We start from the raw sequence: 21,040 nt of genomic DNA, 5'->3' as shown, positions 1-21,040 counted from the left end.
TAATCGATGAACTTCCTTCTATACTAAACTTTTACTGTTATTCCCAGCTTTCAATGACTTTGGCAAAACTGTCAAGCTTGGCAGCTGCATGATCATCACTGTCACTAGTGATTCCAATGTAAAACTTCATCTTTGGTTCAGTACCTGATGGTCGGATGGCTACCCATGTACCGTCTTCGAGAATAAACTTCAAAGCATCGGCCTTTGGTAATCCAGTTTCTTTCACACCGTCAGCTGACTTGTCAGTCTGATTCAAATAATCAAGTGATTCAACGACCTTTACATCGTTGATTTCACTGATACCTTTTTCACGGAATTGTTTCATGATGGCTTTCATTCTATCTTTACCAGAAATTCCTTCGAAAGTCTTAGAAATAGTCTTCTCACGATAGTATCCGAATTCAGCGTACAAGTCTTCCAAGGCATCGTAGATTGTCTTACCCTTTGACTCATAGTATGCAGCGGCTTCAGCTAACAAAATAGTTGATTGCATAGCATCTTTATCACGGACAAAAGGTTTTACCAAGTATCCATAACTCTCTTCGAAGCCGAATAAGAATTCATGGCTACCAGTATCTTCAAAGTTTTGGATCTTTTCGGCAATGTATTTGAATCCTGTCAAGACGTTGTACATCTTAACTTGGTATTTATTAGCAATTGCTGTAGCTAATTCTGATGAAACAATTGATTTAACGACTGCACCATTTGCCGGTAAATCACCTAATTCTTTTTTGGCATTCAAAAGATAATTCAATAGCACTGATGCAATTTGATTACCTGTCATCAACTTGTATGAACCATCTGGTTGACGAACAGCAGCACCCAATCTGTCGGCATCTGGATCAGTTGCAATCAAAATATTAGCACCGATCTTCTTACCTTTTTCAATTGCCAAGTCAAAGGTTTGGGCGAACTCTGGATTAGGGAAAGGTGTTGTTTCAAATTCAGGATCTAGTATTGCTTGTTCAGTCACCATTGAGAAGTTTTCAAATCCAAGTTTTTGGAAAATTCTTGGTGCGATCATCTTACCTGTGCCGTGAAGTGGTGTATAAACGAATTTCATCTTGTCACCGACTTCTTTGATCAAGTCATGATTTGCGACAACTGTATCAAGTTTATCCAAATACTTTAGATCCACATCTTCACCGATCAATGTTAATAATTTTTCAGCACGTAATTGTTGAACTGACTTCGTCTTAATTGCGAACAAGTCACTAGCTTTACGAGCAAAACTTGTAATATTGTCTGATTCTGCGGGTGGCATTTGACCACCGTCAGGACCGTAAATTTTGAAGCCATTGTATTGTTTAGGATTATGACTGGCAGTAATCATAATTCCTGCATATGTAGGAATTGTTCTTACGGCGAATGATAATTCGGGTGTTGGACGTAAGCTATCGAATACATAACTGTGAATTCCATGTGCACCTAATACTTTTGCGGATTCATAAGCGAAATCTTGTGAGTGATAACGTGAATCATAACTGATTGCTACACCTTGAGCCTTTGTAGCTTCATCCAGTGTATCCATGAATGATGCCAAGCCTTCAGTAGCTTGTCGAACTGTATAAATATTCATTCGATTGATTCCTGGTCCGATCAAACCACGCATTCCTGCTGTACCAAATTCCATTGGGGCATAAAATGCTTCTTCACACGCATCAGAATCTTTTTGTAACTCTTTGAGTTGAGATTTTAATTCAGGATCTAGTTCCTTATAATCTAGCCATTGTTCTACTGTATCTTGCCAAGACATTAAACTGTCCTCCTAATTTGTAAGTACTTACACTATATTATATCAATAAAAGTTAAATAGAACTTAAAATCCAAATAAAAATGACTCGTTACTGTAATAACGAGTCATTTTTTAAATAGCTTCACAACTTATTATGCAGTTAACCGTTGTGCCATAGTAATCTGCTAATCTTATTAAAGTTTCAATGTCAGGTACACGAATACCTGTTTCATAGTGTGATAACGTTGTGACATCAATATGTAGTACTTCAGCAACTTGTTTTTGTGTCACTCCATATTTATGACGGAGTAATTTTAAATTAGTGTGAATGTTTGTTTCAGAATCTTGATACACCTGATTACTCTCGTTTATGAATTCGCGCATATAAAACACTCCCATCTTTTTTCATATTTCATAAGCTATTATATGTTTAAACAGGTTAAAATGGAAGTCATTTTTAGCAAAAATTTTTTTATAAATATGGAATAAAAAAAGGAGTGGATTTGATCCACTCCTTTTATACTGAATTAGGCTGTTACTTTATCACCTAAAGTTTGAATATAGTTGAAAGCCTCTTGTCCAGCAATTCCGCCTTCACCTACAGCTGTAGCAATTTGACGTAGATCTTTCTTTCTAACATCGCCAATTGCATAAACGCCAGGTACTTTTGTTTCCATATGTTCAGTTGTATTGATCCAACCATCTTCATCAAGAATTCCTAAGCTCTTGAATGAATCAGTCATTGGTTGAATACCGACATAGATAAATGCACCACTAGCAGGAACTACATGTTCATTACCAGTTTCTTTATCAATGTAGCGAACTCCGCCAACTTTTCCGTCTTTTTCAACGATTTCTTTGACATCAGCATTCCATACAAACTTGATCTTATCATTCTTGAATGCACGATCTTGAAGAATCTTTTGTGCACGTAATTGATCACGACGGTGAATAATTGTAACTGACTTAGCTAATTGTGTAAGATATATTCCTTCTTCAACAGCTGAATCTCCACCACCGATGACAGCAACGTCCTTGCCTTTGAAGAAAGCACCATCACATACGGCACAGTATGAAACTCCGCGTCCTGAGAGTTCTTCCTCACCAGGCACACCGATCTTCTTATATTGCGATCCTGTAGCAATAATTACGACTTTGGCTTCATAATCACCATCATCAGTATGAACGATCTTAGTCGTTCCCTTGTCCTCAACTGATTCAACAGCACCATAACCGAAATCAGCCCCGAAACGAATTGATGAATTATACATCTTTTCACTCAAGTCTGGCCCTAGGATAGATTCAAATCCAGGATAGTTTTCAATTTCAGCAGTGTTGTTCATTTGACCACCGTAAATCCCACGGTCAAGAATCATCACTGACAAGTTTGCTCTTGATGCGTATAAGGCAGCAGTTAGTCCACCAGGACCTGCGCCAATAACGACTACATCATATGTTTTCATTAAAAGTACCTCCTCTTGCGTAAATCGACAAATAAGCAAACGTATGTACTCATCTGTATCACTTTTAAAAGCTTACCATTTTAAAAATAAAATTCCATTATTTTGCCTCAACATACCACGGCAACTTAAAAATACTTCGCCTACGATAGATGAATAGACTAACAGCCACAACGAATAGCACCACTGACAAGACTTGTGAAACTCTAATGCCAGGCATGATATAAAGACTATCAGTCCGCATCCCTTCGACAAAGAATCTAACTGTTGGATACCAAATCAAGTATGACAGGAAGACCTCACCTTGTTTGAGCAATTGCTTGCGATGGCGAATCACTAAAATAATTATCAATCCAATTAGGTTGAAGAATGATTCATACAAAAATGTCGGCTGACGATATGAACCATTAATGTACATTTGTTCAATCACAAAATTGGGTAAATGGAGTGACTGTAAAAAGCTCAGACTAGTTTTTGCACCAAAGGCTTCTTGATTCATAAAATTGCCCCAGCGTCCGACTATCTGGCCTAATAAGACTGAGGGTGCAGCAATGTCTAACATCAGCCAAACTGAAATGTCACGTTTTTTGCACAGAACATACAGTACGATCCCTGCGGCGATTAAACCACCATAAATGGCGATCCCACCGTGCCAGATCTTAATAATTTCACCCGGGTTAGCCAGATAAAATGGCAATTCAAAAATCACATAATAGATTCTGGCACCGATCAGACCAATAGGAACACCCCACAAGACTAGATCCAAAATATTATCTGGATCGATCCCACGCTTCTTAGCTTCAGACATCGCCATCAAGACTCCAACTAAAGCTCCCAGGGCGATAATTATTCCATACCAATGAATCTCTAAACCGCCGAGATTAAAGGCAATAGGATTTAATGCTAATAAACTCATTTGTTACCCTCTTCATTTGCTGTGTTTTTCTTAATTAATGAACCCAAATTCTCTTCAAACTTCTTAGTTGCATCATAACCCATGTTCTTAGCACGGAAGTTCATGGCAGCAACTTCTATGATAATAGAAATATTACGTCCAACTTTAACAGGAACAGTAATTTGCGGCACATCAACGTCAAAGATAGGACGATTGTCTTCCATAGATCCCAAACGATCGTAATTCTTATCCGGTGACCAATCTTCCAAATTGATTATCAATGATATCTTGCTTTCTTGACGAACGGCTCCAGCACCGAATAAGTTCATAACATCAATAATTCCGATACCACGGATCTCAAGTAAATGATTCAAAATCTTAGGAGCTTCACCGACAATTGTTTTTTCATCCTGTTGATAAACATCAACACGATCGTCAGCAATCAAGCGATGACCTCTCTTGACTAGTTCAAGAGCAGTTTCACTCTTACCAATTCCTGAATGTCCAGTTAATAAGATTCCAATTCCGTAAACATCAACTAATACACCGTGGATCGATTCTCTTGGTGCCAAGCGTTGATCTAAGTATTCAGTTACCATACTCGATAGTCTTGTTGTAGGTAATGCTGAACCAATCACTGGTACGCCATGTTCTTTAGCGGCGCGCAACAATTCTTCACTCGGTTTGATATCACGTGAAATAAGTAGCGCCGGTGTATCTTCTCGACAGATCTCTAACATTACTTTGTAACGATTATTAGAAGTCATTGAATGTGAATAAGCTGACTCAGTTTGACCAAACAATTGGATCCGTTCACTAGGATAATAGTCAAAATATCCTGTCAACTCGATTCCAGGACGAGAAATATCACTTGTCGTAACTTTTTTGCCGTCTAAAAGTTCCTTACCACCATAAATTTTTAAATTATTTTCTTTAACTAATTCAGATACCGTAACAAAACTTGTCATAAAGCAACCCTCACTAATTTTTATTCTTAACCTTAATTCTATCATTTTAATGTTGATAAAAGAATTGAGCTGAATCAAGAAAACAAAAAAGACGCATCATCATAAGATACGTCTATTAAGTTCTAAACTCTTTTATTGAAATTATCGGATGCGTAATTACTAATAACCGAGTTACAAATAGCTAGAATGATAGCAACCACGATGGCTGACCCAAAACTACTGAAATAGAAAGTTGAAGGTCCCATTAACGATGATGTTATTTCTAAAGTTATAGCGCTGATCACAAATGAAAACAGACCAAAGGTGATAAATGTGATCGGCAAAGAAATAATATGCAAAATGGGTTTTACTGTCCAATTCAAGACAATCAAAACAAAACTTGCCAAGACTGCTGTTCCCAAGCTATTAACGTAAAACATCCCTGGCAGTAGACTCGCAATTGCCAAAAATAATACAGTATAAATCGCCATCTTAATTAGTAGTCTCATTTGTTTTTATCACTTCGCCCTTTCGTGTTGTTTATCTTACGGATTCTATTATTGATCCGGTTATATGGATTGTATGGTTTGTTAAAATCAGTGCGCTGAATGTTGCGCTTCTCAGGCATGAGATAGACGCACACTATATAAGCTGGAATCGTTAAAAAATAAGTAAAGGGAGTGATAAATATCAAACCCAATCTTATCCAAGTTGAGTCGACTCCAAAATATTCACCCAAACCGCCACAAACTCCAGCTAGCATTCTGTTGGTACTCGATCTCGTTAATTTTTTTTTCAAGAAATCTCACCTCAACTTTGTCTGAAAAATATACAACATAGCTGTGGGAATTTCAACCAGTGAATCAGTCTTCGTCTGCCATGTGCTTGCGATTCAATTCGATAACATGACCACTATTTAAGTAAACGACCCACTCACAAATGTTAGTTGCATAATCTCCAACACGTTCTAGATAACTAGCAACTAACATATAAGATGATCCACTTAAAACATTATCAGCTGTCTTTTGCATATCCTTGATACATAACTCATTGATCATTTTACTCTTACCATCAATATCAATGTCACGTTTGGCAACTTCTTCAGCCATTTCGCCATCTTTTTTTAGGTAAGCCTCAAGTGAATCTTCAACGATACTTGTACTCATATCGCCCATTTCACTGATCAATTTTTCAATTTCAGGAATACGTGTTTTACCTTTAACTCTAATTGTTTCTTGAGCAATACTTACCGCATGGTCACCCATACGTTCTAAGTCAGAACTAGCTTTTAGAACTGTGACGATCATACGTAAATCTGAAGTAACAGGTTGTTGTAAGGCAATCATTTCAAATGAATCTTTCTCTAGATCCATTTCACGTCGATTGATATAAACATCTTTTTCAATAACTTCTTTAGCTAGTGCTTTATCGTGATTAATATAAGCCTTAACTGATTTCATGATGGCCTCACTTGCCATCATACCCATTTCTGAGAATCGTAAATGTAAATCATTAAGTTGCTCTTCAAAAGTACTACGCATATCTTTGCCCCCTATCCGAATTTTCCTGAGATGTAATCTTCAGTTTGTTTTTCTTTTGGATTTAAGAAAATATTCTTTGTCTTGTCAGCTTCAATCAATTCTCCATTCAAGAAAAATGCTGTTCGATCAGAGATTCTTGAAGCTTGTTGCATATTGTGTGTAACGGTAATGATAGTATAATCCTCACGCAAGTTGAGCATTGTATCCTCAACCTTAGCTGATGAAATTGGATCAAGTGCTGATGTTGGTTCATCTAATAAGATGATATCAGGTTTAACTGCTAAAACTCTAGCAATACAAACTCTCTGTTGTTGTCCACCGGATAATGACAAGGCACTTTGGTGCAACTTGTCCTTTACATCATCCCAAACAGCAGCGTTTTGTAAACTCGTCTCGACCGCTTCATCCAAAACAGCTTTGTCCTTAATACCAGCCAAACGTAATCCATATATTACATTATCATAAACTGAGAATGGAAATGGATTAGGTTGTTGAAATACCATTCCGACTTGCTTTCTTAATTCTACCGTATCGATGTTAGGTGCGTAAATATTTTTTCCGTCTAATGAAATAGTTCCAGTGATAGTTACATTAGGTATTAAATCATTCATTCGGTTCAAGCAACGAAGATAAGTTGACTTACCGCAACCTGAAGGTCCGATTAAAGCAGTGATTTCATTCTTATTGAAGTCAAGGTTGATGCCTTTTAGTGCTTCTTTTTTACCATAAAACAAATGTACATCCGAAGATGTTAAAATTTTTTCTGCCAAGAGTGGAGCCTCCTACCCAAAGTGTCCTGAAACATAATCTTCAGTCGTCTTAATTTTTGGACGAGTGAAGATTTTTCTAGTTTCGTTGAATTCTACAACGTGTCCCATGTGGAAAAACGCTGTGTAATCACTAATTCTAGCTGCTTGTTGCATGTTATGTGTAACGATAATAATTGTAAATTGATCTTTCAAGTTGAGCATTGTCTCTTCAATATTTGAAGTCGAAATCGGATCCAGAGCACTAGCAGGTTCATCCATTAACAGGATGTCTGGTTTCATGGCGATTGCTCGGGCGATACACAAGCGTTGTTGCTGTCCACCAGATAATGCCATAGCACTCTTATTGAGATCATCTTTTACTTGATCCCAAAGTGAAGCCTGCTTCAAAGTTGTTTCAACAATCTCATCTAATTTTTTCTTATCATGTAAACCATGACGTTTTAGAGCAAAAGTTATATTGTCATAAATCGATTTTGCAAAAGGATTGGGACGCTGGAACACCATCCCAATGTGCTTTCTTGTTTCATAAATATCTACATCGTTCTTGTTAATATCAAGACCACGATACATGATCTGTCCCTTAACAGTTGCTCCAGGTACATTATCGTTCATCCGATTCAATGACCGCAAGAAAGTTGATTTACCAGAACCTGAAGCACCAATTAAGGAAGTTATCTTATACCGTTCGAATTGCAGGCTAGCTTTGTGCATAGCTTCTTTTTCACCATAGAACACCTGCAAGTCTTTGGTAGACATGGCAATTTCATGGTCTTTTTCATCTAAGTGATGAATAAATTGTTTATCAGTTTGTATATCCATAAAATTACTCTCCTGTCATTTTCTTATAAACTAAGTTACCAATATATCTTGATAATAGATTGAACAATAGTACGGCAATGATCAAGACTGCTGAAGCTCCCGCTGATACTTGCACGGCATCAGGGATAAGGCCTTCAGAGTTGACCTTCCAAATGTGTACGGCCAATGTTTCAGCAGGACGCATTAAGTTCAATGGACTGGTAATACTGAAGACATTGAAGTTGGTAAAGTCAAGTGGTGGAGCACTTTGACCAGCTGTATAGATCAAGGCAGCAGCCTCACCAAACACTCTACCTGCACCAATGATCATACCAGTAATAATACCTGGCAAGCCATCGGGGATAATTACGTGAATAACTGTTTCCCACTTTGACAAACCTAATGCCAAGCCAGCTTCACGTTGTGACTGTGAGACTGATCTCAATGAGTCTTCAACGTTACGTGTCAAAATTGGCAAATTGAAGACTGTTAGAGTCAACGCACCAGATAAAATGGAAAAACCAAATTTAAAACTAATTACAAAAATCAAGAATCCAAACAATCCCACAACGATCGATGGTAGAGAACTCAAAACTTCAATAGAAATTCTAATGATTTCGACCAGCTTGTTCTTACCAGCATATTCAGATAAGAAGATCCCTGCTGAAATTGAAATAGGAATCGAAATCAACATCGACAAAACCAATAGGAAAAATGAATTGAATAATTGAATACCAACACCACTTCCAGCTTGAAACGCTTTGGATCCTGAAGTCAAAAAGTGCCAGTTAACATATCGTAAGCCACTGCCAAGAATGTATAGCAGCAAACCGGCAAGAATAAGAACGATGATGCCTGACATTACGTAGATAACGCCAGTAGCAATTTTATCTTTTACTTTTTCATTGAACATTACATCTTACCTCTCTTTGCGATTTTTCTAATAACAAAATTAAATAGCAATGACATAAGAAGTAACAGTAACGCTAATGACCACAAGGCATTATTAGGTGTTGATCCCATAATTGTATTACCCATATTCATTGTTAAAACACTAGTTAGTGTCGATGATGGTGATACTAAATTATTTGGCAATAACATAGCATTACCAATAACCATTTGTACAGCCAAAGCCTCACCAAAAGCACGTGACATACCAAAGACTACCGCTGTCAAAATACCTGGTGTAGCTGCACGTAAAATAACTTTATGAATCGTTTGCCAACGCGTAGCTCCCAACGCTAATGAAGCTTCACGATAATATCTAGGAACAGCCTTCAATGCATCTACTGACATAGATGTAATAGTTGGCAAGATCATAACGAATAGGACAAATGAACCAGCCAAAATACCAAAACCACTTCCGCCGGCAATCTTTCTCACAAACGGCACAACGATCGTCAAGCCAATAAATCCATAAACAACTGAAGGAATACCAACTAATAGTTCGATTACAGGTTGTAAGACCTTGCGTCCCCATTTAGGAGAAATTTCTGTCATGAACAGCGCAGCAGCAATAGCAAACGGCGTACCGATCAAAGCCGCAATCAAAGTAACCGCAAAGGATCCTACGATCATCGGTGCTGCACCAACGATCGGATGACCGGCACTATCTAACTTATTTGGTGCCCAAACTGAATGTGTCAGAAAATTAATTGGATTGACACCGTCTTTGATGAAGATAATCAAACCTCTGGAAGCAACGAATCCAATAATCGTTACAACTAAAATTACGATAATTGCTGTAAAACTGAACGAAATTATTTTTCCACGAGTTTCACGTTTAGCTGAAACTGATTTTTTAGTCAGACTCTCTCTGATTGGATCTTTCATACTACTTTGCCCCCTTTGAAACAGGTGTCACATTACCCTTATAATCTTTTTGATACTGCATGTTCTTGATTGGAACATATTGTAATTTCTTAACAACTTGATTTTGAATCTTATCGGTCATAATATAATTCAAAAACTTCTTAGTCATACCAGTAGCTTCACCCTTAGTATATAAGTGTTCGTATGCCCAAATTTTCCAAGTGTTATTCTCGATATTTTTAATTGTTGGCTCAACATTGTTGACCTTCAAAGTTTTAACAGTGTCATTCAAATAAGGCATTGCCAAATAACTGATCGCACCATCTGTGTTATAAACAATTTGGCGCACCATTCCACTAGAATCTTGTTCTTGTGAACTAGCAAATTGGGCTCCGTCCATAACATCATCCTCAAATGCTGATCTAGTACCACTTCCATCAGCACGGTTGATAATTGTTATTTTGAGATCTTGTCCACCAACTTGTTTCCAATTAGTTACTTGACCCGAAAAGATTTGTCGTAATTGTTTAATAGTTAAAGAATCTACTTTGACATCCTTATTGACGATCGGAACCATGCCCACAGCGGCAATTCGATGATCGACCAACTTACTTGCATCGATATTGTCTTTTTGTTCAGCATAAAGATCAGAGTTACCAATATTTACGGCACCCTGTTGTATTTGGCTTAATCCTGTACCAGTTCCTCCACCCTGAACATTTACATACTCATCAGGATTATCTTTTGAGAATTCTTCACCTGCAAGTTCAACTAACGGTTGTGCTGCTGAAGATCCAACGGCTGTAATAGTCTTTTGATTGCTACTCCCCGAACAACCAGTCAGTACTAAAATTGCAGAAAGCATTATAGCAAATAATGCAACAAGTCTTTTTTTCAATGTCCTCACCTCTATCCCTTCAATAGTAATATACCAATGTATATTTTTTGTATAAAAATGGCTTAAAAAACAAAAAAAATCATAAAAAAAAGCTATCGATTTAATCGATAGCTAATTTAGAATTTCATAAATAATTTTATTATTATTATAGAACGTTAACGTCGTTGGCACTTACCCATTCTGTTGTAGCAACGTGATACCAAACAGTACCATTTGAATCAGTCTTAGTTCTGTTATAGTACCAGTCGGTATTATTCATCAAGGCACGATTTCCAACGATCTTACCATTGTTATCATAAATTCTAGCATATGGTGCGGTCTTCGTACGAACTGTACCAGTAGTTGCATCGTTATCAGCACCACTGTTTGTTTCAGCAGTTCCATCATATTGAGTTAAATTGTATGTAGCAATCAAACTGTTAAGTGATGAAGCATAGTTAGGTGCAGTAGCGTATCTACCTTGTAACCAAGCTGTGGCATCCTTGTATGAAGAAGTATTTTCTTTCCATGTACCCTTGTAATAGCTAGAATCCCATGAAACACCGTTACGTAATTTATTACCATTATCTAAGAATGATTCATAGTAACTAGGATATTGTCTGAAGTTAGCATAGATTGTGTACCAACCTTGTGATGCACTCCATTCAGAAGTTGGCATTGATACATAAGCTCCATTATAGTCACCCTTAATACCAAATAAATTGTGGCCTTGAGTTGCTAATGTTGAAGTGCCCCAAGCACTTTCAAGAATTGCTTGAGCTAACATAACAGAAGTATAAACGTTATATTTAGCAGCAGCTTGTTGAGCCATTGGAACGGCTTCAGCTAAGAATGCTTGTTGTTGAGCGGATGTAACGCCGCTACTTGTAGCTTGAACAACAGCCTTTGTTGAAGATTGTGTTTGAACTGCTGCAGAATGTGCAACAGTTGTGTCGGCCTTTTTAACATCTGAACCGGCAATTACATTAGTATCTTTATTGTCTTGAGTTGTATTGCTTACTTGTTCTGAAGAATCTGGAACACTTGTAGTGTCCGTGGCAGCGGAAGCAACCGTTGGTGCAGCAACGGCAGCTAGTGTGTTGAGAACGGCAACGCTTGTTAACAGCACTTTTTTATTCATTGAAGGTATCCCCCTAATTAATATCTACGTATTAGATTACTATCTTGAAAACGTATTTTCAACGAATCCTCGGTTCTGTAACAGAAACTAAATATAGTGTAATATTTCTGCAACATTGTGAGTAAATGAGTACACTTTTTAAGATTTTATTAAGGTTTTATTGCCTTTCCCTTAAAATACACAAAAAATCACTTTCGTTTTCAGAAAGTGATTTTTTAAATTATTTCGCAATTATATTATTTTTGAACGACGTCATTAGCATTGACCCATTCATTTGTAGCGACGTGATACCAAACTGATCCATCAGCATGAGTCGATTTCTTGTTAAAATACCAATCAGTGTTGCTCATCAAAGCACGATTACCAATCGGCTTACCGTTATTATCATTGATTCTAGCATATGGAGTCGCCTTAACACGAACTGTTCCAGTAGTAGAATCATCGTTTGAACTACCATTTGTTTCGGCATCTGTATTTGTACTATTAGTAGTATCAGTTACAGTGTTTTGACCATTATCATATTGAGTAAGATTATAAATTTGAATCATATTATTAAGAATTGAAGCATAAGTTGGTTCAGTGGCATATCTACCTTGCAACCAAGCTGTGGCATCTTTATATGAAGAGGTATTTTCTTTCCAAGCACCACTATAATAGCTGGAATCCCATGAAACACCGTTACGAATCTTGTCACCATTATCGGCAAATGATTCATATAGACTTGGATATTTTCTAAAATAAGCATCAATGTAATAATAACCCTTATCTGCACTCCATTCGGAAGTAGGAAGATCGATCGAAGCACCGTTATAGTCACCTTTCATCCCGAACAAATTATTACCCATTGTTGCTAGATCAGAAGTACCCCAGGCGCTTTCAATAATAGATTGAGCTAACATAACTGATGCATAAACGTTGTATTGCGCTGCAGCTTGTTGAGCCATTGGAACAGCTTGAGCTAAGAATGCCTGTTGCTGTGCTGGTGATACATAATTATTAGATGATTCAACGATAGTTTGTTGAAGTGGATTAGTCGTTCCCGCTTGAACCATAGCTGAGTGAGCAATTGTTGGATCTGCCTTTTTTACATCAGGTCCAGCAATAACGTTAGTATCGTTTGATTTTCCTGAAGTCTGCTGTGTTGAAGGTTGATCTGTTGCATTTGCGGCTGAAACCAAAGTTGGTGACGCGGCAGCTGCAACAGTATTCAAGACTGCAACACTAGTTAACAGTATTTTTTTATTCATATATATCCCCCTAAATAACGTTATCTATTTCACAGATTACTATTAGAAAAATATACATTCAATAATTTATAAATTTTATAAATAAAAATTAAACAATTCCAAACAAAAAGTCGAGATTTCTCTCGACTGATCATTAGACTACATAAGTAGTATCGACCCATTCATTTGTAGCAACACGGCGATATGTAATTCCATTAGATTCTTTAGTCTTATCTGTTTGCCAATCAGTATTATTCATCAAGGCACGATTTCTAACATTCGCAAAAGTACCATCTGATTTTAAAGCCATGATTGGAACATAGTTACCGTTAGGATTATTAACGTGAAGTACATTGGCGCTTGGAGTTGTACTTCCATTAGTATTCGATCCAGAGTTGGCATCCCCGTAAACATTGCCAGAACTCTTCAAGTTGTTGTAATAGTAAGAAATCATACTATTCATCTCATCCATACTATAACCTTGTGCGGCAAAGTATGTATCAGGATCAACGTGTGTTGTTTGATGATACATCAAACTTACTTGATGGTGTGATAAAACTGTTTGGCCAGGAATATCCGGTAAATTGTATTGAATCAACTTCGATGCAACATAAAAGGCATCGTTAGCAATTGAATGAGCAAAGGCGTCATAGCCATTTACTCGGCAAAGTTCGATCTGAATATACTTGGAATTGGCAGCTGGACCTGCACCCCAAACACCATAATCAGCACTGTGGATGTTGATGGTTTGTTTGTCATCAGTGAAGGCATGAACGTAAGTCTCTTGTGTCTTCCAATTGTTATTAAAACTAGCAACGAATTGTTCCGCATTTACACCCGGTGTAGCTGTCTCATGTACAACGACACCTTCTGGCTTACCAACACCATTTTCATAGCCAAACCACTCACTGAAAGTACCTTCACGATATTGTATCTTAGCTGGCTGAATCTTATTTGAAATAATATAGTCATTGACCCCAGCCTCGGCATTGATACTATTACCACTGAACATAAAAATACCAAAGAAGGCAAACAATGCGCTCAATAACCAAGTCTTCTTCCCCTTAAACATATAATCCTCCCATAATTATCAAATTCTTACCTACCCACTATAACTTAGAAATAGTGGCTTGCGAACCCTTTTGACATTACAGTTTGATTACAAATAAGGCAGAACTCCAATGAGGAATTCTGCCTTATTATTTTAATTATAATGGAATATCAATCGTAAACTTAGATCCTAATCCCATATGAGATTCAACATTTATCGTTCCGTTCAACGTATCAACAGTTTCCTTAACAATAGCCAGACCTAATCCAGTCCCACCTGTTTCCAAACTTCTTGACTTATCAACGCGATAGAATCTCTCGAATACTCGGTTTTGGTCATCTTCTGCAATACCAATACCAGTATCTTCAATTACAAATTTAATTCTATTTTCAATTTCATCATGATGAAATTCAATTGATATTTTACCGTTCTCTTTATTATAAGAAATAGCATTTTTTATTAGATTACTAATGATGAGATCGATTTTTTCTTTATCAAAAGTAATATTTTCGTTACCAAAGAATTTCTTCTCAACCTTGATTCCATGTTTTTCAATTGGAATAGCTAAACTATCAAGGATCTTATTAATATCAGACTTCATATCGATGGATTGCTCATTATCGTTATCCTTTTTAACTTTGGATAGCGATAGAATATCTTGAATCAACTCTGTCAATCTCACACTCTCATCATTGATGATATGTAAGAAATGATCAAGTTTTTCAGGGTCGTCTTTTGCGCCATTTAACAAGGTCTCAGAGAATCCTTCGATGGAAGTTATCGGCGTCTTCAATTCATGACTAACATTATTAACGAAGTCCACTTGCATTTGTTCAAAACGACGACTATCCGTTAAGTCGTATAGGATAACCAAAACTTGTTGGTCATAATCTTCACGCGAATGGACTAAGCGAATTACATTAGCGTCTACGTATTTCTGAGAATTACCAACCAATTGAATCTCACGATGATGGTTCTTATTCTTGCGCAAAGTATGTTCGATCATTCTACTCAAGCTATAAGTTTTGACATCTTCAATAAACGGATGGATATCATTGGAAATATTCTCATCTAACAATCCTGCCATAGCTTGATTATGCATCAATACTTCACCTTGAGAATTCAACAACATAACCCCAATTGGTAAATGTCCGATCAACCCCTTAAAGCGGCGTTCACGCAATCTGGCATTATCGCGCAACTCGTTGATATCCATACTAATATCATTTGTTTGTTCAACTAATTCATACAATTCATCATCTGGAGATAAGATCAACGAAGCCATATCCTTATTCTTACGGACACGTTTCAAGTTATCAGTAACACTCTCAATATCTTGACTCAACATTGAACGTTTACGATAGAAGAATAGGATCATCGAATCAGTTACTACGAAGTAAATGAACGCTACCATTACAAATGAGAATGTATCTTGGCTCCATAAACGTTTGTACTTTTTAGCCACCACATAATGATTGGATCCGTGCATATAATACATCGTACGAGTACCAAAAGTATTATTAGTCACGAAATTCTGTCCTGGGGTCAAACGACCACGATGAATAAGATCATAAGCCCCCTTTTCCAAATTAGTACTACGTTTCGTTGTATCAACGTAAGATAAGCTGGAATATCTAGCTGCTTGTTCTTGGGAATGATTCTTCTTTAACTCACGATAAGATACTGTTTCTTCCGCAAACATATCAGTTTGAGAATGACCCAAAATATTATCGGCAAATACAGACAGTACAATAAAAACTATTACGGAAATAGTGATTGCAATTACTGGACCTAGTTTTTTCCTCATTATCACACCTCTAAGACGTAACCGAATCCGTGTACGGTTTTGATTATTTGCGGATCTTTTGTATCTTTTTCAATTTTATCACGAAGGTGGCTGATTTGAATATCAACCATCCTTAATTGAGAGTTGGAATTAAGTCCCCACACACTATCAAAAATCTGGTCTCTGGAGACGACAATCCCTTTGTTATCTAGTAAGAATTCCAACAATTGGTATTCCTTGCGGGTCAAAGGTATTTCTTTTCCATTGATCATTAAACTTTTAGCTGCTTTATTGAGAGCAAAGTGGTTCTTATCAGATTCAGATGTTCTTCTCAAAACAACTTCGATACGTGCTAACAATTCCTTGACACTAAATGGCTTTGTAATATAGTCGTCCGCACCACTTATTAAACCTTCGATCTTATTATCTTCGGCATCTACTGCTGTCAAAAATATTACCGGAGTGGAATTACCTTCAGCACGAACTTTTTTTAAAATCTCGATGCCACTTATTTTAGGAAGCATTTGATCTAGCAATACTAAGTCAAATTTTTCCATTAGGATCCGATTAAGTGCATCTTCACCATTTGTTGAACCGTCAACATCGTAACCTTTAGCAGTCAAATTGTATTCGATCAATTCTAAGATCGATGCTTCATCATCTACAACTAAAATTTTCTTTGGCATTTTATTCTGGATTCTCCCCTTGAAGTTTCCATTGTAAGTAAGCATAGATAAATGGATCCAAATCTCCATCCATTACCGCTTGCCCATTACCACTTTCATAATTAGAACGGTGATCCTTGACCATTGTATATGGATGGAAGACGTATGAACGAATCTGCGAACCCCATCCGATATCCATTTGTTCACCTTTTATTTCAGCGTTCTTTTTTGCTTGTTCTTCTTGTTCTCTTTGGTACAACTTAGCTTTTAACATATTCATGGCAGTTTGTCTATTTTGAAGCTGCGATCTTTGTGCCTGCGAACTAACAACTATACCAGTTGGCAAGTGAGTAATTCTTACGGCCGATGAAGTCTTATTGATATGTTGACCACCAGCACCAGATGAGCGGAAGACATCAACTCGTAAATCATCATCGTTGATCTCAACATTGATCGAATCATCCAATTCTGGCATAACATCAACTGAAGCAAACGACGTGTGGCGACGACCAGCTGAATCGAATGGTGAAATTCTTACCAATCTATGCACACCACGTTCGGAACGAAGTAATCCATAGGCATTCTTACCCTTTATCATCATCGAAACACTCTTGATACCAGCTTCATCACCGGGTTGATAATCTTCGATCTCTACGGAGAACCCATGTTGATCCGCCCAACGTTGATACATTCTCAACAACATTGAACCCCAATCTTGCGATTCAGTTCCACCGGCACCAGGATGGATCTCCAAAATGGCATTGTGAGAATCATATGGTTCCGAAAGCAGCATCGTTAGTTCATAAGATTGCATCTTATGCTCTAGTTTAGCAGTATCATTCTCCAATTGCGTTAATAAGTCATCCTCAGGGTCATCATCATACAATTCGGCAAGCACTTGTAGGTTCTCCAGACCTTCAGCTAACTGCTTGAAGTTATCATACTTATCTTTGAGGTCATTCGTCTCATCGATAACTTTTTGGGCGCTCTCATGATCATCCCAAAAACCATTCTCTGCCATCTTTGCTTCATTTTCAGCGATTGATTCCTCTAAACTATCTAAGTCAAAGAGACCCCCTGAACTGGCTGATTTTGTTCTCAATATTACTTATCTTAGCTTTAATTTCTCCAAATTCCATAGTTCCACCTTTATAAAAAAAGCAGGCCAAGCGGCCTGCCGATTTATCTTTCCATGTTTTGTCTAATTTCGGCCTTCATGAATAGTCTAGTTACATCGTATTCGATATCTGAAACCATTTCTTCGAACATACGATAACCTTCTTCTTGATATTCAACAAGTGGGTTCAATTGTCCATAACCACGTAGACCAATTGATTGACGCAATTGATCCATTGCATCAATATGATCTGTCCAGTGTTCATCAACAACTCTAAGAATAACAACTTTTTCGAATTCTAGCATTTGTGCTGGATCTCCGAGTTGTTCCTTCTTAGCTTCGTAGTTCTTGTTAACAAAGTCCATTAGGTACTTAGTGATTTCGTCAGCTGTCTTCAATTGAAGATCAACTACACTGAAATCTTTGTCATTAACTAAGGCTGACTTAGCAAAGTCAGCAATTGCTTCAAGATCCCAATCTTCTTGTTTGCCTTGTGTATGTACATCAACTTGAGCCTTGATAGTACGTTCGATCATCGGCATAAGAACACGGTCAAGATCCTTATCTTCAGTAATGACTTCCATTCTCTCTTTATAGATAACTTCACGTTGTTCACGCATAACATCATCGTATTGCAAAGTATTCTTACGTGTATCGTAGTTATTACCTTCAACACGTTTTTGAGCAGATTCAACCTGACGAGTCATCATCTTACTTTGGATAACAGCATCGTCATCTTCAATCTTCAGTGCCTTAAGTACACGTTTGATTCTATCAGAACCAAAACGCTTCATTAAGTCATCTTCAAGTGACATGTAGAATTGAGTAACACCTGGATCACCTTGACGACCAGATCTACCACGAAGCTGATTATCAATACGACGTGATTCGTGACGTTCTGTACCTAGAACACACAAACCACCGACCTCTTTAACACCAGGTCCAAGCTTGATATCAGTACCACGACCAGCCATATTAGTAGCAATCGTAACGGCGCCACGTTGTCCAGCGTTCATAACGATTTCAGCTTCCTTAGCATGGTTCTTGGCATTCAAGACAGCATGTGGAATACCTTCTTTATCAAGTAACTTAGATAGGTATTCTGAAGATTCAACCGCAACAGTACCAACTAGTAATGGTTGCCCCTTAGCGTGACGAGCCTTGATATCCTTAACAACGGCCGCAAACTTACTCTTCAATGTTGGGTAAAGAACATCTTCTTTATCATCACGAATGACCGGCTTGTTAGTAGGAATAGAAATAACTTCCATGTTGTAGATTTCTCTAAATTCTTCAGCTTCGGTCTTAGCAGTACCAGTCATACCAGCCAACTTGTCATACATACGGAAGAAGTTTTGATAAGTTATGTTAGCCATAGTCTTGGTTTCATCTTGGATCTCAACACCTTCTTTGGCTTCAATAGCCTGGTGCAATCCATCTGAATAACGACGACCGTCCATAACACGACCAGTAAATTGATCAACGATCTTAACTTCTCCATCTTGAACAACATAATCAATATCAAGCGTCATAATGTAATTGGCACGCAAAGCTTGATCCAAATGGTGGTTCAAAACAGTATTATCAATATCATACAAGTTATCTAGTCCGAAATAATCTTCGGCCTTTCTGATACCTGTTTCTGTCAAACTGATCGACTTTGTAGGCCAATCGATCTTGTAATCATCTTTTTCAAGTGTCTTAGAGAATCTATCAGCACGAACGTACATCGCTGTTGACTTTTCAGCAGCACCAGAAATGATCAACGGTGTTCTAGCCTCATCGATCAAAATTGAATCGACCTCATCAACAATTGCATAGTGCAATGGACGTTGTACCATTTGTTCTTTGTAAACAACCATGTTGTCACGCAAATAATCGAAACCTAATTCACTATTTGTAGAATAAGTGATGTCACAATTGTAAGCAGCACGTTTCTCTTCTGAATCCATGCTATTAACGTTAAGACCTACAGTTAGTCCTAACCAATTGTACAATTCACCCATTTCCTTAGCATCACGAGATGATAAGTACTCATTAACAGTAACAACGTGGACACCTTTTCCAGCCAAGGCATTCAAATAAACTGGTAATGTGGCAGTCAAAGTCTTACCTTCACCAGTTTTCATTTCAGCGATGTTACCTTCATGAAGCGTAATACCACCAATCAGCTGAACTCTAAATGGATAGAGTCCTAAAACTCTCTTAGCTCCTTCACGGTCTGTTGCGAAGGCTTCAGGCAAAATATCATCTAATGTTTCGCCCTTTGCTAATCTTTCTTTAAATTCAGGAGTCTTAGCTTGAAGTTCTTCGTCGGAAAGCTTGCTGTATTCATCAGCATAACTTTCAATCTTATCGGCAATTTTGCCCATACGTTTGACTTCTCTTTTATCGCTTTCGACCCATTTTCTTAATGGATTTGCCATATGTAATAATCTCTCCTAAATACTAAACATACTTTTAATAGTAGCATTTTTTTTAAATGTTTTAAACTCAGATTTTTATAGAGTCTTCCAGAGTTAATATGATACACCATAATTTCAGATTTTTGTTGTAATTTGCATAAACTTTACACAACTTTACAATTAAAAAAAGCTAGGACATTTCTGCCCTAGCAATCGGAATTTCCTATTCGTTTGTTTCGATCAAACCATATTTACCGTCGTTACGTTTGTAAACGATGCTGGCACCATTAGTTTCAGCATCTTCGAAAATAAAGAATTCATGTCCAAGCATTTCCATTTGTAGAACTGCTTCTTCTGCGTCCATTGGTTTTAGTGATAAGCGCTTCGTTCTGACGATTTGTGATTCGTCTTCCTTAGCATCTTCAGCAGAAACATCATCTAAAGGAATATCCTTGATACTGCCTTGTTCACGTCCCTTACGATTTACACGTGTCTTAAACTTCTTAACTTGTCTTTCAAGTTTGTCAGTTACTAGATCAACACCAGCATACATATCATCATTCATTTCTTCAGCTCTTAGAGTCATGTATGAAAGTGGAATAGTTACTTCAACCTTTGTACCTTTTGATGGATAAGTTTTCAAATTAACATGAGCGATTGGGCTACTGTCTGCACTGAAATATTTTTCCATTTTAGATAATCTTTTTTCAACGTAGTCACGAATTGATTGTGTTACCTCGATATTTTCACCACGAACATTAATTGTTAACATAAGAATCTCTCCTTCCGACGATAGGAAATTAAAGAGTGTATC

Annotated in this window: 21 protein-coding genes; all 21 read right to left on the bottom strand. The window is 37.4% G+C overall.

What is annotated here, in order from left to right; all coding sequences use genetic code 11:
* Positions 1-37: 37 nt before the first annotated feature.
* The 21 genes from U8519_RS10355 to hpf all read right to left on the bottom strand — a co-directional run bounded on the left by U8519_RS10355 (position 38) and on the right by hpf (position 20,998).
* A complete protein-coding gene (locus U8519_RS10355) occupies positions 38-1,756 on the bottom strand; it encodes a phospho-sugar mutase (RefSeq protein ID WP_334330234.1) in 1,719 nt (572 codons plus the stop codon).
* Positions 1,757-1,867: 111 nt separating this feature from the next.
* Positions 1,868-2,119: a helix-turn-helix domain-containing protein gene (locus U8519_RS10350; RefSeq protein WP_334330233.1), complete on the bottom strand. Its 252-nt coding sequence runs from the start codon at positions 2,117-2,119 to the stop codon at positions 1,868-1,870.
* Between the two features lie 143 nt (positions 2,120-2,262).
* The gene (gene trxB, locus U8519_RS10345; RefSeq protein ID WP_334330318.1) at positions 2,263-3,231 is read right to left on the bottom strand and encodes a thioredoxin-disulfide reductase; all 969 of its coding nucleotides are present in this window, start codon (positions 3,229-3,231) and stop codon (positions 2,263-2,265) included.
* Between the two features lie 64 nt (positions 3,232-3,295).
* Positions 3,296-4,111, bottom strand: a complete 816-nt coding sequence (gene lgt, locus U8519_RS10340) for a prolipoprotein diacylglyceryl transferase (RefSeq protein ID WP_334330232.1) — start codon at positions 4,109-4,111, stop codon at positions 3,296-3,298.
* Complete coding sequence (gene hprK / locus U8519_RS10335) at positions 4,108-5,058, bottom strand: HPr(Ser) kinase/phosphatase (RefSeq protein ID WP_334330231.1); 951 nt, start codon at positions 5,056-5,058, stop codon at positions 4,108-4,110. The genes lgt and hprK overlap by 4 nt, the downstream gene beginning before the upstream one ends.
* A gap of 122 nt (positions 5,059-5,180) precedes the next feature.
* Positions 5,181-5,546 (bottom strand): phage holin family protein, encoded by a 366-nt coding sequence (locus U8519_RS10330; RefSeq protein WP_334330230.1) that lies wholly within the window; start codon positions 5,544-5,546, stop codon positions 5,181-5,183.
* The gene (locus U8519_RS10325) at positions 5,543-5,800 is read right to left on the bottom strand and encodes a PspC domain-containing protein (protein ID WP_442892150.1); all 258 of its coding nucleotides are present in this window, start codon (positions 5,798-5,800) and stop codon (positions 5,543-5,545) included. The genes U8519_RS10330 and U8519_RS10325 overlap by 4 nt, the downstream gene beginning before the upstream one ends.
* A 100-nt stretch (positions 5,801-5,900) precedes the next feature.
* The gene (gene phoU / locus U8519_RS10320) at positions 5,901-6,578 is read right to left on the bottom strand and encodes a phosphate signaling complex protein PhoU (RefSeq protein WP_334330228.1); all 678 of its coding nucleotides are present in this window, start codon (positions 6,576-6,578) and stop codon (positions 5,901-5,903) included.
* A gap of 11 nt (positions 6,579-6,589) precedes the next feature.
* Positions 6,590-7,348, bottom strand: a complete 759-nt coding sequence (gene pstB, locus U8519_RS10315) for a phosphate ABC transporter ATP-binding protein PstB (protein WP_125565506.1) — start codon at positions 7,346-7,348, stop codon at positions 6,590-6,592.
* Positions 7,349-7,360: 12 nt separating this feature from the next.
* Positions 7,361-8,167 carry a phosphate ABC transporter ATP-binding protein PstB gene (gene pstB / locus U8519_RS10310; RefSeq protein ID WP_334330227.1) on the bottom strand — a complete coding sequence of 269 codons (807 nt, stop codon included), beginning with the start codon at positions 8,165-8,167 and terminating at the stop codon, positions 7,361-7,363.
* 4 nt (positions 8,168-8,171) lie between these two features.
* Complete coding sequence (gene pstA, locus U8519_RS10305) at positions 8,172-9,059, bottom strand: phosphate ABC transporter permease PstA (protein WP_334330226.1); 888 nt, start codon at positions 9,057-9,059, stop codon at positions 8,172-8,174.
* Positions 9,059-9,979 carry a phosphate ABC transporter permease subunit PstC gene (gene pstC / locus U8519_RS10300; protein WP_334330225.1) on the bottom strand — a complete coding sequence of 307 codons (921 nt, stop codon included), beginning with the start codon at positions 9,977-9,979 and terminating at the stop codon, positions 9,059-9,061. Before pstC ends, pstA begins: the two co-directional genes overlap by 1 nt.
* Position 9,980: 1 nt before the next feature.
* Positions 9,981-10,856, bottom strand: a complete 876-nt coding sequence (locus tag U8519_RS10295) for a phosphate ABC transporter substrate-binding protein PstS family protein (protein WP_334330224.1) — start codon at positions 10,854-10,856, stop codon at positions 9,981-9,983.
* A 145-nt stretch (positions 10,857-11,001) separates the two neighbouring features.
* A complete protein-coding gene (locus tag U8519_RS10290) occupies positions 11,002-11,976 on the bottom strand; it encodes a glycoside hydrolase family 73 protein (RefSeq protein WP_334330223.1) in 975 nt (324 codons plus the stop codon).
* 236 nt (positions 11,977-12,212) lie between these two features.
* A complete protein-coding gene (locus tag U8519_RS10285; protein ID WP_334330222.1) occupies positions 12,213-13,223 on the bottom strand; it encodes a glucosaminidase domain-containing protein in 1,011 nt (336 codons plus the stop codon).
* A 133-nt stretch (positions 13,224-13,356) separates the two neighbouring features.
* Positions 13,357-14,274, bottom strand: coding sequence for a peptidoglycan recognition protein family protein (locus tag U8519_RS10280; protein WP_334330221.1), 918 nt, complete (start codon positions 14,272-14,274; stop codon positions 13,357-13,359).
* Positions 14,275-14,410: 136 nt separating this feature from the next.
* Complete coding sequence (gene pnpS, locus U8519_RS10275) at positions 14,411-16,060, bottom strand: two-component system histidine kinase PnpS (protein ID WP_334330220.1); 1,650 nt, start codon at positions 16,058-16,060, stop codon at positions 14,411-14,413.
* 2 nt (positions 16,061-16,062) lie between these two features.
* A complete protein-coding gene (locus U8519_RS10270; RefSeq protein ID WP_334330219.1) occupies positions 16,063-16,725 on the bottom strand; it encodes a response regulator transcription factor in 663 nt (220 codons plus the stop codon).
* Position 16,726: 1 nt separating this feature from the next.
* Positions 16,727-17,843, bottom strand: a protein-coding gene (gene prfB / locus U8519_RS10265) for a peptide chain release factor 2 (protein ID WP_334330218.1) whose coding sequence is annotated in 2 segments (ribosomal slippage) — positions 16,727-17,770 and positions 17,772-17,843 — 1,116 coding nt in all. Because the reading frame shifts where the segments join, the coding sequence is not laid out codon by codon here.
* Between the two features lie 43 nt (positions 17,844-17,886).
* Positions 17,887-20,247: a preprotein translocase subunit SecA gene (gene secA / locus U8519_RS10260; RefSeq protein WP_334330217.1), complete on the bottom strand. Its 2,361-nt coding sequence runs from the start codon at positions 20,245-20,247 to the stop codon at positions 17,887-17,889.
* 202 nt (positions 20,248-20,449) lie between these two features.
* Complete coding sequence (hpf, locus tag U8519_RS10255) at positions 20,450-20,998, bottom strand: ribosome hibernation-promoting factor, HPF/YfiA family (protein WP_334330216.1); 549 nt, start codon at positions 20,996-20,998, stop codon at positions 20,450-20,452.
* Positions 20,999-21,040 lie beyond the last annotated feature (42 nt).

The organism is Companilactobacillus sp. HBUAS59699 (genome assembly GCF_036913575.1).
Classification (GTDB): domain Bacteria; phylum Bacillota; class Bacilli; order Lactobacillales; family Lactobacillaceae; genus Companilactobacillus.
Note: the sequence above shows the minus strand (reverse complement) of the source record. Positions and strands in the feature narration are given on the sequence as shown.

What these genes read in the sequence shown, in the direction of transcription:
- U8519_RS10355 (WP_334330234.1), bottom strand. Translation starts at nt 1,756, where the DNA reads ATGTCTTGGCAAGATACAGTAGAACAATGGCTAGATTATAAGGAACTA.
- U8519_RS10350 (WP_334330233.1), bottom strand. Translation starts at nt 2,119, where the DNA reads ATGCGCGAATTCATAAACGAGAGTAATCAGGTGTATCAAGATTCTGAA.
- lgt (WP_334330232.1), bottom strand. Translation starts at nt 4,111, where the DNA reads ATGAGTTTATTAGCATTAAATCCTATTGCCTTTAATCTCGGCGGTTTA.
- hprK (WP_334330231.1), bottom strand. Translation starts at nt 5,058, where the DNA reads ATGACAAGTTTTGTTACGGTATCTGAATTAGTTAAAGAAAATAATTTA.
- U8519_RS10330 (WP_334330230.1), bottom strand. Translation starts at nt 5,546, where the DNA reads ATGAGACTACTAATTAAGATGGCGATTTATACTGTATTATTTTTGGCA.
- U8519_RS10325 (WP_442892150.1), bottom strand. Translation starts at nt 5,800, where the DNA reads ATGCTAGCTGGAGTTTGTGGCGGTTTGGGTGAATATTTTGGAGTCGAC.
- phoU (WP_334330228.1), bottom strand. Translation starts at nt 6,578, where the DNA reads ATGCGTAGTACTTTTGAAGAGCAACTTAATGATTTACATTTACGATTC.
- pstB (WP_334330227.1), bottom strand. Translation starts at nt 8,167, where the DNA reads ATGGATATACAAACTGATAAACAATTTATTCATCACTTAGATGAAAAA.
- pstA (WP_334330226.1), bottom strand. Translation starts at nt 9,059, where the DNA reads ATGTTCAATGAAAAAGTAAAAGATAAAATTGCTACTGGCGTTATCTAC.
- pstC (WP_334330225.1), bottom strand. Translation starts at nt 9,979, where the DNA reads ATGAAAGATCCAATCAGAGAGAGTCTGACTAAAAAATCAGTTTCAGCT.
- U8519_RS10290 (WP_334330223.1), bottom strand. Translation starts at nt 11,976, where the DNA reads ATGAATAAAAAAGTGCTGTTAACAAGCGTTGCCGTTCTCAACACACTA.
- U8519_RS10285 (WP_334330222.1), bottom strand. Translation starts at nt 13,223, where the DNA reads ATGAATAAAAAAATACTGTTAACTAGTGTTGCAGTCTTGAATACTGTT.
- U8519_RS10280 (WP_334330221.1), bottom strand. Translation starts at nt 14,274, where the DNA reads ATGTTTAAGGGGAAGAAGACTTGGTTATTGAGCGCATTGTTTGCCTTC.
- pnpS (WP_334330220.1), bottom strand. Translation starts at nt 16,060, where the DNA reads ATGAGGAAAAAACTAGGTCCAGTAATTGCAATCACTATTTCCGTAATA.
- U8519_RS10270 (WP_334330219.1), bottom strand. Translation starts at nt 16,725, where the DNA reads ATGCCAAAGAAAATTTTAGTTGTAGATGATGAAGCATCGATCTTAGAA.
- secA (WP_334330217.1), bottom strand. Translation starts at nt 20,247, where the DNA reads ATGGCAAATCCATTAAGAAAATGGGTCGAAAGCGATAAAAGAGAAGTC.
- hpf (WP_334330216.1), bottom strand. Translation starts at nt 20,998, where the DNA reads ATGTTAACAATTAATGTTCGTGGTGAAAATATCGAGGTAACACAATCA.